8 protein-coding genes and 1 tRNA gene are annotated in these 12953 nt (G+C 68.9%); 5 read left to right on the top strand and 4 right to left on the bottom strand.

Features of this window, described 5'->3' with window-relative positions; genetic code table 11:
- Together AC08OT_RS05640 and AC08OT_RS05635 are read right to left on the bottom strand one after the other, a co-directional pair.
- On the bottom strand, positions 1-1045 hold a 1045-nt coding region (locus AC08OT_RS05640), incomplete at its 3' end, for an Hsp70 family protein (RefSeq protein WP_476602594.1).
- 316 nt (positions 1046-1361) lie between these two features.
- Positions 1362-2594 (bottom strand): nuclease-related domain-containing protein, encoded by a 1233-nt coding sequence (locus AC08OT_RS05635; protein ID WP_476592661.1) that lies wholly within the window; start codon positions 2592-2594, stop codon positions 1362-1364.
- Positions 2595-3242: 648 nt separating this feature from the next.
- Between AC08OT_RS05635 and AC08OT_RS05630 the strand changes: the two genes are divergently transcribed.
- Positions 3243-5462 (top strand): (Fe-S)-binding protein, encoded by a 2220-nt coding sequence (locus AC08OT_RS05630; RefSeq protein ID WP_476592662.1) that lies wholly within the window; start codon positions 3243-3245, stop codon positions 5460-5462.
- A gap of 79 nt (positions 5463-5541) precedes the next feature.
- On the opposite strand, the gene dcd is transcribed toward AC08OT_RS05630, so the two are convergent.
- Positions 5542-6141 carry a dCTP deaminase gene (dcd, locus tag AC08OT_RS05625; RefSeq protein ID WP_476592663.1) on the bottom strand — a complete coding sequence of 200 codons (600 nt, stop codon included), beginning with the start codon at positions 6139-6141 and terminating at the stop codon, positions 5542-5544.
- 181 nt (positions 6142-6322) lie between these two features.
- Between dcd and AC08OT_RS05620 the strand changes: the two genes are divergently transcribed.
- The 4 genes from AC08OT_RS05620 (at position 6323) to AC08OT_RS05605 (ending at position 10893) form a co-directional block, all read left to right on the top strand.
- Positions 6323-7084, top strand: a complete 762-nt coding sequence (locus tag AC08OT_RS05620) for a beta-phosphoglucomutase family hydrolase (RefSeq protein WP_476595025.1) — start codon at positions 6323-6325, stop codon at positions 7082-7084.
- A complete protein-coding gene (locus AC08OT_RS05615) occupies positions 7081-9594 on the top strand; it encodes a glycoside hydrolase family 65 protein (protein WP_476602593.1) in 2514 nt (837 codons plus the stop codon). Before AC08OT_RS05620 ends, AC08OT_RS05615 begins: the two co-directional genes overlap by 4 nt.
- Before the next feature lie 69 nt (positions 9595-9663).
- Positions 9664-9737 (top strand) — tRNA-Gly (locus tag AC08OT_RS05610).
- A gap of 172 nt (positions 9738-9909) precedes the next feature.
- Positions 9910-10893 (top strand): PIG-L deacetylase family protein, encoded by a 984-nt coding sequence (locus tag AC08OT_RS05605; RefSeq protein ID WP_476597842.1) that lies wholly within the window; start codon positions 9910-9912, stop codon positions 10891-10893.
- Here the strand turns inward: AC08OT_RS05605 and AC08OT_RS05600 are convergent, their stop codons facing one another.
- The gene (locus tag AC08OT_RS05600; protein ID WP_476594692.1) at positions 10894-12255 is read right to left on the bottom strand and encodes a glycosyltransferase family 4 protein; all 1362 of its coding nucleotides are present in this window, start codon (positions 12253-12255) and stop codon (positions 10894-10896) included.
- Positions 12256-12953 lie beyond the last annotated feature (698 nt).

The following is a 12953-nucleotide window of genomic DNA, read 5'->3' as shown; positions in this document are numbered from 1 at the left end:
AGGCGCCGACGGCGACGACCTCGTCCGGGTTGACGCCCTTGTTCGGCTCCTTGCCCCCGGTCAGCTCGCGGACCAGCTCGACGACGGCGGGCATCCGGGTGGAACCACCGACGAGGACGACGTGGTCGATGTCGCTGACCTTGATCCCCGCGTCCTTCACCGCCTGCTGGAAGGGGTGCCTGCAGCGGTCGATGAGATCGGAGGTCATCCGCTGGAACTCGGCGCGCGACAGTGAGACGTCGAGGTGCAGGGGACCCTCGGCCGACGCGGTGATGTAGGGCAGGTTGATCGTGGTCTGGGTGGACTGCGAAAGCTCGATCTTCGCCTTCTCAGCAGCCTCCCGCAGCCGCTGCAGGGCCATCTTGTCCTTGCCGAGGTCGACCCCGTGCTGGCCGTTGAAAGTCTTGATCAGGTGGTCGGTGACGCGCTGATCCCAGTCGTCACCACCGAGGTGGGTGTCACCGGAGGTGGACTTCACCTCGACGACACCGTCGCCGATCTCCAGCAGGGAGACGTCGAAGGTACCGCCACCGAGGTCGAAGACCAGGATGGTCTGCTCCTTCTCGCCCTTGTCCAACCCGTAGGCGAGGGCCGCGGCGGTCGGCTCGTTGACGATCCGCAGGACGTTGAGCCCGGCGATCGTGCCCGCCTCGGTAGTGGCCTGACGCTGGGCGTCATCGAAGTACGCCGGGACGGTGATGACCGCGTCCGTGACCGTCTCACCGAGGTAGGACTCGGCGTCCCGCTTCAGCTTCTGCAGGATGAACGCGCTGATCTCCTGGGGCGTGAGATCCTTCGCGTCGACCGTCATCTTCCAGTCGGTGCCCATGTGGCGTTTGACCGACCGGATGGTGCGCTCGACGTTTGTCACCGCCTGACGCTTGGCGACCTCGCCGACCAGGACCTCGCCGTTCTTCGCGAAAGCCACGACCGACGGGGTCGTCCGGGAGCCCTCGGCGTTGGCGATCACCGTGGGTTCGCCGCCCTCGAGCACGCTCACGACGGAGTTCGTGGTGCCGAGGTCGATACCGACCGCTCGTGCCATGTCTGTGTGCCTTTCGATCATGTCGGTGGCGCCGATCAGGCGGGCGCACCGACCTCGTGGGGATGGAACCTGTCGGTGAACCGAGGTTTGAGGATCACTCCGGGAAGCCTCGGTTCCGCCAACGCTAAGCCAGGCTGGTGTGTTGAGTCGCTCTGACTCATGATGACGGCTCTTATCATAGCCTGACAGAGGTGATCCTAGCGCGCTCAACTTTTGTGCGGCCGGGAAATTCCCGCCAGCGCCGCCGGACGGGACCGGAAGGGGAGCTGGCGGGAAGAGCCTGCGGGGGAGCCGCGTGGAGTGGAGTGGGAGAGCGTCAGCTTCCGGCGGGTGGCTGCGGGGCCGAGTCACCCGCGGCACCGTCGCCGGGCGCCTGGCCGGCGTCGGGGTCCGTCGTCTCCCGGGGCGGTCGAACGGCGGCCAGGATGCGCCCGCGGCGGGCTCCCGGGCGCGGCCGTCCGCCCGCGCGTGATCCGAGCCGGGGCGAGACGACCGGCCCCATGCCGGCAGCCGACGGACCGTCCGGCCCGGAGGCCGCGCCGCCGCCGTTCGCGGCCTCGTCAGTGCCCGCTCGGCCGGGAACCGTGAGCGGCATTCCGGTCCGGTTGATGAGGTCGGCCTGCCGGCCCAGGTCGGACTCGATCTGGGCGAGCCGGTCGAGCATCTCGGAAGCGTCCCCGTCGCGCTCACGGATCGTGCGCAGCGCGTCCATCAGGGTCAGCCACTGGTCCCGACCGACGGTGATCTGCTCGGCGAGGCGGTTGGCCGAGTAGGCCGGAAACAGCCGTTCCGTGGCGGCGGCGATCTGCTGGACCTCACCGGGGTTGAGCCGGCCGGGCTTGCGCCGGATGTAGTTGACGACGTCCTTGATGCTGATGATCGTCACTCCGTCGAGGGCGCCGTCGCTCCACAGGACGTTGGCCTCGACCATCACCAGGATCGAACTTACCGGGATCTTAAGCATCGGCAGTGCTGCGCGGATCTGGTTGCGGACCTCGCCACCCAACCAGGCGGTGCGGTCGATCGGGGGCTTGAGTGACTCTCCGTCACAGGTCGCCCCACCCTTCTTGTACCGCACGGTGCCCTTGTTGTTGTCGCTGCTGAGCACCATCACCCCGCCGGGCCCGACCAGGAGGTGACCGATGGTCGCCTCGGAGTAGGGGACGGCCCGGTCGTGCAGGATGACGTACGCTTGGCGGCGCAGCCGGGCGATGGCGCGGGCGGTCCTGCGCTCCGCCTCGGCCCCCTCGCGCAGCGACTCGACGTCGGGGGCGGTCCCGAACGAGGCGATCACGATCCCGGCCGGCCAGGCGATGAAGACCAGCAGGAACACGACGACCGCGACCGTGGGCAGCCCCAGGCCGAAGCCGATGACGAGGGCGAGAACGAGTCCCACCAGGGCCGAGCGCACCGCGGTGCGGGGTACCTCGCGGCTCAGCTTGTCCCGCCGCACGAGTGCCTGGTTCTCCCTGGCCCGGAGGTACTCCGTCTGCAGGGAGTGTCCAGGGCGGCCGACTCGGGTCATCGTCGGCCGGGTGATCGTCGCCATCGTGCCCACCATGTTCGCAGGGTTGTCGTTCGCGGAGTTGTCGCTCGCGGGGTCGTCAACGTCGGTAGGGGGCCCGTCCGCCGGGGCACGCCGGGCGTCGTCAAGGCAGCGCTGGCACCGGGCCCATGCACAACGTGAAGGTGGCGAGCACCGCGGGACACACGATCGCCCGGTCACCGTGGGCGAAAGCTGTCCTTATGGTGCGTCGAAGCACCTGCCGGCACAAGGGTTGACCTCGTCGGCCCGGGAGGCTCCCGGCGGGGGGAGCGACGTTCCGGGATGGCGGGATCCGGGGCGCCGTGGTAGTCGTGACGGTGCGAGGCGTTGCGTGTTGGTTGGGCGTCTGCCGCTGAACGTAGCAGTCTCGTGCACCTCGCGCGGACGATCGGGCCTTTGGGCCCCCTAGCTCGGGCCGCTCGGACCACATCGTGGCAGGGCCGACGGTGAGCGGGTTCGCTGTCGGCCTCATAGTGCCCCTACGCCCAGGGGTGGGGACCCAGCCAGGCAGGTTGGCCGGGAGGTGGTACCGGACCCGCCCCTACGGTGGCGCGGGCCACTTGTCCGGGTGGCGTGAGCCACTCGTCCCATACGTTGCTGGTCGGTACGAGCAGGCTCGCCCGCGATAGTGGGTGCCAGATGGAGGATGCTGTGAGAATTGCGATCGGTGGAGCGATCACGCTGATTGCTCTCGCGGTTGCCGGGCGCCGGGTTTTCTGGCTGTTCCGGCTGATCAGGTCCGGCCAGCCGGCCGAGGGCCGGCTCGACGACCTGCCGACCCGCGTCTGGACGGAGATCAGCGAGGTCGGGGGGCAGCGCAAGCTGCTGAAGTGGTCGGTGCCCGGGGCGGCCCACTTCTTCACCTTCTGGGGCTTCACGATCCTGCTGCTGACCGTCATCGAGGCCTACGGCGGCCTGTTCGACGACGACTTCCACATCCCGGGATTCGGGCACTGGGCGGCCATCGGCTTCCTCGAGGACTTCTTCGCCGTGGCGGTCCTCGCCGGCCTGGCCGCCTTCACGATCATCCGGTTGAAGGACGCCCCGGCGCGGCTGGAGCGCAAGTCGCGATTCTACGGTTCGCACACCGGGCCGGCCTGGGTCATCCTCGGCCTGATCACCGCCGTCATCGTGACACTGTTGATCTGCCGTGGCGCCCAGTACAACACCGGCAACCTTCCGCAGGGCCAGACAAAGTGGGCCTTCGCGTCCTACGCCGTGAGCCGCATCTTCTCCGGCCTCTCCCACGAGGTGAACGAGGGCATCGAGACGGTCTTCCTACTGCTCAACATTGCGGTGATCATGGGCTTCTCGGTGCTGGTGGTCTACTCGAAGCACCTGCACATCGGCCTGGCTCCGATCAACGTCGTGCTCAAGCGCCAGCCGGTGGCCCTCGGCCCGCTGGCCACCACCCCCGACATCGAGAAGCTGATGGAGGAGGACGAGCCGGTCGTCGGCGTCGGCAAGGTCGAGGACTTCTCCTGGAAGGCCATGCTCGACTTCGCCACCTGCACCGAGTGCGGGCGGTGCCAGAGCCAGTGCCCGGCGTGGAACACTGGCAAGCCGCTGTCACCGAAGTTGTTGATCATGGATCTGCGTAACCACCTCTTCGCCAAGGCGCCCTACCTGCTGTCCACCGAGGGCGCGGCGGAGGGCGAGGAGGCGCCGAAGGCGGTCACCGGGATCGCCGAGGACGCCTCCGACTCCCACACCGTGCACCATGTGCCCGAGTCCGGCTTCGGCCGGGTGCCGCAGCCCGGTCAGCCGCAGGTCGACCGGCCGCTGGTCGGCACCGAGGAGGAGGGCGGGGTCATTGATCCCGACGTCCTGTGGTCGTGCACCAACTGCGGCGCGTGCGTTGAACAGTGTCCGGTGGACATCGAGCATGTCGACCACATCGTCGACATGCGTCGCTACCAGGTGATGATCGAGTCGGCGTTCCCGTCCGAGGCCGGCGTCATGCTGCGCAACCTCGAGAACAACGGCAACCCGTGGGGCGTCTCGCCGCGGACCCGCACCGAGTGGACCGAGGGCCTGCCCTTCGAGGTGCGTGTCCTCGGCGACGGTGAGCAGATCCCCGACGACGTCGAGTACCTGTACTGGGTCGGCTGCGCCGGGGCGATCGAGGACCGCGCCAAAAAGGTCGCGCGGGCCTTCGCGGAGCTCCTGCACACCGCCGGGGTCGAGTTCGCGATCCTCGGTACGAACGAGTCCTGCACCGGAGACCCGGCGCGCCGGCTCGGCAACGAGTACCTGTACCAGGAGATGGCCAAGGCGAACATCGAGCTGCTGAACGCCACGGGCGTCAAGAAGATCGTTGCCACCTGCCCGCACTGCTTCAACAGCCTCGCCCGGGAGTACTCGGCTCTCGGCGGTCAGTACGAGGTCGTCCACCACACCCAGCTGCTCGGCAAACTGGTCGAGGAGCGCAAGCTGGTGCCGGTGACCCGGGTGGAGTCGTCGGTCACCTACCACGACCCCTGCTTCCTCGGGCGGCACAACAAGGTTTACACCCCGCCGCGGGAGATCCTGGCGGCAATCCCGGGCATCCGGGGCCAGGAGATGCACCGCTGCAAGGACCGCGGCTTCTGCTGCGGTGCCGGCGGCGCGCGGATGTGGATGGAGGAGAAGATCGGTAAGCGGGTCAACGTGGACCGGATGGAGGAGGCCCTCGGCCTCGACCCGGACGTCGTGTCCACCGCCTGCCCGTTCTGCATCGTGATGCTCACCGACGCCGTCACCGAGAAGAAGCTGAGCGGCGAGGCGAAGGACGGCGTCGAGGTGCTTGACGTCTCCCAGCTCCTGGCCCGTTCGCTGGCGCCGGCGGCGCCAGCGGCTCCGACCGAGGCGTCCGCCGAGCCTGTCGGCTAGATTGTGCCCTTGCCTTTCCAGAGGGATAAATCGAACATGAAACCCTCTGGAAAGGCAAGGAAGCTGAAAGGCAAGGAAGTCAGCCTGGGGGGATCTCCCCGTTCGGGACCGGTGCGCGGGTGAAGCCCCGGTAGGCCCTCGACGGAGTCGGGCCGCGCTGGCCCTGGTAGCGCGAGCCGTAAATGGTCGAGCCGTACGAGTGCTCGGCCGGCGAGGACAGCCGGAACAGGCAGAGCTGGCCGATCTTCATGCCGGGCCAGAGTTTGATCGGCAGCGTCGCCACGTTCGACAGTTCCAGCGTGACGTGCCCGGAGAAGCCGGGGTCGATGAAGCCCGCCGTCGAGTGCGTGAGCAGCCCGAGCCGGCCGAGACTCGACTTCCCTTCCAGCCGGCCGGCGAGATCGTCGGGCAGGGTGACGATCTCCAGTGTCGAGCCGAGGACGAACTCGCCCGGATGCAGGACGAACGGCTCGTCGCCCTCCGGGGCGATGAGCTCGGTGAGATCCTCCTGCTCGAGAGAGGGATCGATGTGGCTGTACCGGTGATTGGCGAAGACCCGGAACCAGCAGTCCAGCCGTAGGTCGATGCTGGACGGCTGGATGAGGCCAGGGTCGTGGGGGTCGAGACGGATCCGGCCCGTGGCGATCTCGGTCCGGATGTCCCGGTCGGACAACAGCACGTCCCGGACGTTAGAGCATGAGCGGTTGATCTTCACCCTCCACCCGGAGGAGGACGGAGCCGTGTGGAAGAGTGAGACGGAGCGTGACCCGGGTAGGAGGCACGTGGCCGGTCGATGAATACCCGGCCGGACGGGTGGGTGCTCCCGGGGAAGGCTGGGGCGGAAGGGACAGGCGGGACGGATGCTCGGGCTACCCGATCACATCGAGGCATGTCTGTTCGATCTGGATGGCGTGCTGACGAACACTGCGACGATCCACGCGGCCGCGTGGAAAGAGATGTTCGACGATTTTCTGGAGAACTGGGCCAAGCGGTCGGGAGGGCCGTTCGTCCCCTTCGACCTCGAGCATGACTATGCCGAGTGCGTTGACGGCCGGCCCAGGATCGACGGAGTGCGAGCCTTTCTCGACGCCCGTCACATCAGGCTTCCCGACGGAACACCGGACGACCCGCCGTCCGCGCTCACCGTGCATGGGCTGTCCAACCGGAAGAATTTCCTCCTGCTGGAACGGATTAGGAGGGACAGTGTGGACATCTACCCCGGCTCGGTGACGTACCTGCGGGAACTGGCCGCGCGGGGGATCCCCCGCGCGGTCGTCTCCTCCAGCGCCAACTGCGCCGAGGTGTTGAAGGCGACCGGGCTTGACGCCCTCGTCGACGGAGCGGTGGACGGCATCGTCGCCGCCCGTGACCATCTCGCCGGAAAGCCAGCGCCCGACACCTTCCTCGCCGGCGCCCGGCTGCTCGGGGTGCCGCCGCGGCGGGCGGCGGTGTTTGAGGACGCCCTGGCCGGCGTCGAGGCGGGGCGGGCCGGCGGGTTCGGCTGGGTCGTGGGGGTCGACCGGGTAGGGCACGCCGCAGCGTTGCGCGCCCACGGGGCCGACATCGTGGTAAACGACCTGGCGGACCTGCTCGGCCACGGCTCCGGACCCGGCCCCGCATGATCGACAAAGTGTCTTATCTGATTGAGCCGTGGTCCATCCAGGAGTCCGGTCTCGACATCTCCGATCTGGGCCGGTCCGAGTCATTGTTCGCCCTGTCCAACGGCCATATCGGGCTCCGGGGAAACCTCGACGAGGGCGATCCGCACGGCCTGCCGGGCACCTACCTGAACTCGGTCCACGAGCTGCGGCCCCTGCCCTATGCCGAGGCCGGCTATGGATATCCCGAGTCCGGCCAGACGGTCATCAACGTCACCAACGGCAAGGTGATCCGTCTACTCGTCGACGACGAGCCGTTCGACATCCGCTATGGCGATCTGCGGTCGCATCAGCGGGCGATCGACTTCCGGGAGGGCGTGCTCCGGCGGGACGTGGAATGGGTCTCGCCGGCGGGGCAGACCATCCGGGTGCACTCCGAGCGGCTGGTGTCGTTCTCGCAGCGTTCCATCGCGGCCGTGTACTACGAGATTGAGCCGGTGGGCGACCCGGCGCGGATCGTCATCCAGTCGGAGCTGGTGGCCAACGAGCAGCTGCCGGCCTGGCACGGTGACCCGCGGGCCGCGGCTGCGCTGGAGTCGCCGCTGCGGTCCGAGCGCCATCGGGCGAGCGGCACGATGGTCGAGCTCGTCCACATCACCCACCGCAGCGAGATCCGTGTCGCCGCGGCCATGGACCACGAGTTCGCCGGGCCGGACTCGCTGGGTGTCTCCTCGGAGAGCGAGCCGGACGCCGGCCGGGTGACGGCCACGGCGGTGCTCGCCCCGGGCGAGAAGCTACGGATGGTCAAGTTCATCGCCTACGGTTGGTCGGAGCAACGGTCCCTCCCAGCCCTGAGGGACCAGGCCGCCGCGGCGCTGGTCGCAGCGCGGCAGACCGGGTGGCCCGGTCTCGTCGGCGAGCAGCGGCAGTATCTGGATACCTTCTGGAAGCGGGCCAACGTCGAGGTCGACGGCGACCCGGAGGTGCAGCAGGCCGTTCGCTTCGCGCTGTTCCACGTCCTGCAGGCCGGAGCGCGGGCCGAGCGGCGGGCGATCCCGGCCAAGGGCCTGACCGGCCCCGGATACGACGGGCACGCCTTCTGGGACTCCGAGTCGTACGTGCTCCCCGTCCTGACGTACACCGCGCCTGACGCGGTGGCCGACGCGCTGCACTGGCGGTACGCGACTCTGCCACTGGCCAGGGAACGAGCCGATCTGCTCAATCTGAAGGGCGCCGTCTTCCCCTGGCGCACCATCCACGGCGAGGAGTGCTCCGGGTACTGGCCGGCCGGGACGGCCGCCTTTCACGTCAACGCCGACATCGCCGACGCGGTCGCCCGCTACGTCACCATCACCGGGGACGAGCAGTTCGAGCGCACGGTGGGGCTGGAGATCCTGATCGAGACCGCCCGGCTGTGGCGGTCGCTGGGACATCACGACCTCGACGGCCGCTTCCGGATCGACGGTGTCACGGGCCCGGACGAGTACTCGGCTATCGCCGACAACAACGTCTACACGAACCTGATGGCGCAGCGGAACCTCGTGGCCGCGGCGGACGCCGCCCGCCGCCATCCCGACCGGGCCGCCGAGTTGGGCGTGGATGCCGAGGTCACGGCGTCCTGGCGGGACGCGGCCGAGAACATGTCCATCCCCTACGACCCCCATCTCGGCGTCCACCCGCAGTCCGAGGGATTCACCGAACACCAGGTCTGGGACTTCGCGAACACCGCGCCCGAGCAGTACCCTCTGCTGCTGCACTTCCCGTACTTCGACCTCTACCGCAAGCAGATCGTCAAGCAGGCGGACCTGGTCCTGGCGATGCAGCGCCGGGGTGATGCCTTCACGATGGACGAGAAGATCCGCAACTTCGCCTACTACGAAGCTCTGACGGTTCGGGACTCGTCACTGTCGGCATGCTCCCAGGCGGTGCTGGCCGCTGAGTGTGGGCACCTGTCGCTCGCCCATGACTACCTGCGCGAAGCCGCCCTGATGGATCTGCATGACATCGAGCACAACACCGGAGATGGGCTACACATGGCCTCCCTCGCGGGAAGCTGGATCGCCCTCGTCGAGGGCTTCGGTGGGCTGCGTGACGGCGGTGAGGTGATCTCGTTCGCGCCGCGGTTGCCCGAGGGACTGACCAGGCTGGCCTTCGGGCTCTGTGTCCGCGGGCAGCACCTGCGGGTGGAGGTCTCCGACTCGACGGCGGTCTACACCGTCCCCGCGGGGCCGGCGATGACGTTGCTGCACCACGGCAAGACCGTCCGGGTGGTTCCCGGCCAGCCGGTCAGCATGGAGGTCCCGCCGACGCCCGTCCTGGAACGGCCGAAGCAGCCCCCGGGTCGGGAGCCGCTGCGCTTCCTGCGCCTGCCCGGGACCGGCGGCCACTCCGGTGCGGGTGGGGGCGCGGGTGGGGGCGCCAGTGCGGGTGGGGGCGTCGGTGCCGGCTCAGCCACCAGCTTCGGCATCGCCCCGGCCAGCGATCGTATCGGTCCTACCGGCCCAAGCGGTTCCGTCAACAGCATCGACGGCTGACTCCGGACGCGCCGGACGGCCCGGGGCCCCACCCGACCCGGTCCGTCCAGTACGATGCGAATGCGCTACGCGGGCGTAGTTCAGAGGCAGAACACGAGCTTCCCAAGCTTGCAACGCGGGTTCGATTCCCGTCGCCCGCTCCACTCTGGGTGGGTTGTGTCCGCGCGGGGGCGGACCTTGTCGTTCCGCCATGCCTGCCGGGAGGGCCGAGCCCGGCGAAGAGCTGCTCTGCGCCCATCGGCGTCTCGTGGACGAACATGGCGAGGACCTGCGGGAACACCACCCGAGGGCGGAATGTCGGTGGTGGTCGCTACAGTGAGCGCGGCCACGGCGTCGATCTCGGATCGTGTCCGCTGGCCGGTGTTCGCCGCCGTACGGGAGGTCGACGGGATGAATGTGGCGAAGGCGGTCCGGTGGGTGATCCCGGGTGATCCAGAGACGGTACGTGATCGGGTGATGGTGCCGGCGCGGTCGCTGTGGCGCCGGGCCTGGACCCGGCGCGGCATCGATATCACCTCGTCCATGACGACGAGGTCGTGTCTCGTCGTCGCACCACACCCCGACGATGAGACGCTGGGCTGCGCGGTGGCCATCATGCGTAAGCGGGCCGCAGGCACCCCGGTCACGGTGATGATTGTCAGCGACGGCTCCCGCGCGGAGCCGGTGACGCTCCCGCCAGCGGAGTTGATCGAGGTGCGCAAGGCGGAGACCCGCCGGGCCTGCGCCTTGCTGGACATCGACGAGTCCGACGTGCGCTTCCTCGGTTTCCCCGACGCCGAGCTCTCCGACCGGATCGACGCCATCGCTGCGCGGCTCACCGAGCTCATCGAGACCCTCGCGCCCGAGCAGATCCTGGCGCCGACCTCGTGCGAGGGGCACCCGGACCACGACGCGACCAACGAGGCGGTGCGCCGAGCGGTCGCCACCACCGGTTATCGCGGCCAGGTGCTCGAATACACCGTCTGGTTCTGGACGCACTGGCCCTGGACCTTGGGCTACGGGACGGCGGGCTGGTCGGCTGAGCGTCTGTTCGTCCAGCCGGTCCGCCGGTTGCGGGAACGCCGTCCGCTGCTCGTGGACGCCCGCGGCTTCCGGGCGCGGCAGCGCAGGGCCATCGCGGAGCACGCCACCCAGGTGGGGGAGGACGACGCGGCGTCCGGCGCCGCCACCCCGGTGACCGGTTCCCTGCTCGCGACCCTGGGGAGTCGGTACGAGGTCTACGTCGTCGCGGGGGCGCTGCGGCACCTCGACTTCGAGCGGCGGTGGCGGGCCGGCCACCAGGCACGGGGCAGCCGGTAGTCAGCCTGCGGGCGCCACCTCAGGGCCGGGCGGCGGGCCAGCGCCGGTGGCGGCGCCGTTCCCGGGACAGGTCGGGGTATAAACCGTCGGCCGCGTGGCTCGGTCGGGGTGTTGCTGCCGGTTCCGGGTGCCGAAGTGCGCGATGCCGCGCCGGTATGCCTCGACCTTACGGCGGGCGATGGCCGAGGGCTCGATCTCGACCACGCCGAGACGACCCCGGGCCCCGAACGCGCTCGCCCGCGCGGGGTCGAGCAGGAACGGCGCCAGCGCATCCGCCAGCGCCACCGGATCGCCGGCCGGTACCGAGGATCCGGCCTCCCACCGCTCGACGAAGGGCGCGACTCCGGCCCGGGTCGTGGTCACCACCGGCCGGCCGGCCGCCATCGCCTCGACGGCCGCGATCGAGAAGCTCTCGAAGCGGCTCGGCACGGCGACGACGCGGGCCCGCCGGTAGACGTCGCGGATCTGAGAACCGGACAGGTGCCCGGTGAACTTGACGTCCAGCTCAAGCTGGCGGGCCCGGTGGGCCAGCCACTCGCCCGAGGGCACCCCGTTGATCTCGCCCGCCGAGCGCCCCGCGAGCACCAGCCGGTGCGCCACCCCCGCGCCACGAAGGCGGGCTGACGCGTCGAGCAGCACATCCACGCCCTTGTAGGCCTCGAGTCGGCCCACGACGGCGACTGTCGGCGTGGTGCCGGCGACGTCGGGTATGTCGAGCCACGGCTCGGCGTCGAACGGATTGGGAATCACCTCCACCTCACGGTCACCCAACCAGCCTTGCTCCCGCAGCGTGTCGACGAGCAGCTGCGACGGTGAGGTGACCACGGCGGCCCGGCCCGCCGACGTCCGGTCCAGCCGGTCGGCGACCAGGCCCTTCAACCCGACCGGCTGGCCGGAAAGCCTGACCGTGAGCATGGTCGGGCAGTGCAGGTGGATGGCGAGCGGCGTGGAGCGACGCATGGCCTGGATCAGACCGCGGGTTTCCCCGTCCTGGGTCTCGATCACGTCTGGTCTGAGCCCGAGTTGACGCATCCATAAGCTGTAGGACAGCGGGAGGCTGGCCCGCAGCGTCAGCGAGTCACGCGGGTACAGGGGTCCCCGGAGTTGGGCGCCGAGCTTTCCCAGCCCGCGGCTGACCGGCACCCGCAGTAACGGGCGCCGGTGGACGTGCACCCCGTCCTTCACCGAGTCGACGACCTGACGCCCCTGGGCGCACAGCACGTGGACGTCGTGGCCGAGTTTCGCGAGTGCCGTGGCCAGCGCCGCGGTGTAGGTGCCCGCGCCGTCCCAGACGACGGGCGGGTACTGCTCGCAGAAGAAGAGAATGCACAGCGCCTGGACAGATCCCAATGACTCCGCCACGTGTCCCCGATTCCACCGTGCCGTAACGGGAGAGTAAGACTAATAGCGTAAATACGCTACTCCACGGGGGGAGTGACGTCTTTATTGTTCCGCGGTCCCGGGGGAATCGAGGGAAACTTAAGGTAACGAATTGGTGCGGGTACCCCGGCCGGTGCCCGGAGCGGCGGTCGTACGGGCGGTCGTACACGGTTGCGATTGTCGCCCGAGCAGGATCCGACAGTCATGTAAGGGTTGAGTGTCGTGCGGTCTGACAGGCTTTCTGATCACGTGACGTGATGCAAATTCACGGGAAAAACAGGATGTAATGGTCGCTTCGATCCGAATATGTCACCGCTAGTGGTCCCAGGCGGTTGTCGGGTGACTACTCGGAAGGTTGATCATGGCGGGGCCGGCGGTGTCGGCGGGCCGGGAGATCACCACGTTGGCGCCGGGAGTTCCGGTCGCCTTCCCGGGCGCCGTACCACCGGTACCCGCCGAGTCCGGCCTCCTGCCCGCGTTAGTTGTAGATCATCGGGTCTTCGGCGTGGAGACTCGGTTACCGAGGTTGTCCTTGTCGGCTCGGCCGGCCATTTCTCGGAGATTTCTGAACCGTGGGCTGCCTGCCCGTGAAGATGCGCCGGGCCGAGGTTCCGAAATCGTTCGTGCCAAACGTGAGCGCCACCCCGGCCGTGCGAATCTCGGGTGGGACGGGTCCGTCG

Source organism: Frankia sp. CgJB1 (assembly GCF_977947065.1).
This window is presented reverse-complemented; position numbering and strand designations above follow the sequence as displayed.

Bases quoted from the DNA above. Each gene is read 5' to 3' on its own strand.
- AC08OT_RS05615 (WP_476602593.1), top strand. From the start codon at position 7,081: ATGATCGACAAAGTGTCTTATCTGATTGAGCCGTGGTCCATCCAGGAG.
- AC08OT_RS05620 (WP_476595025.1), top strand. From the start codon at position 6,323: ATGCTCGGGCTACCCGATCACATCGAGGCATGTCTGTTCGATCTGGAT.
- AC08OT_RS05635 (WP_476592661.1), bottom strand. From the start codon at position 2,594: ATGGCGACGATCACCCGGCCGACGATGACCCGAGTCGGCCGCCCTGGA.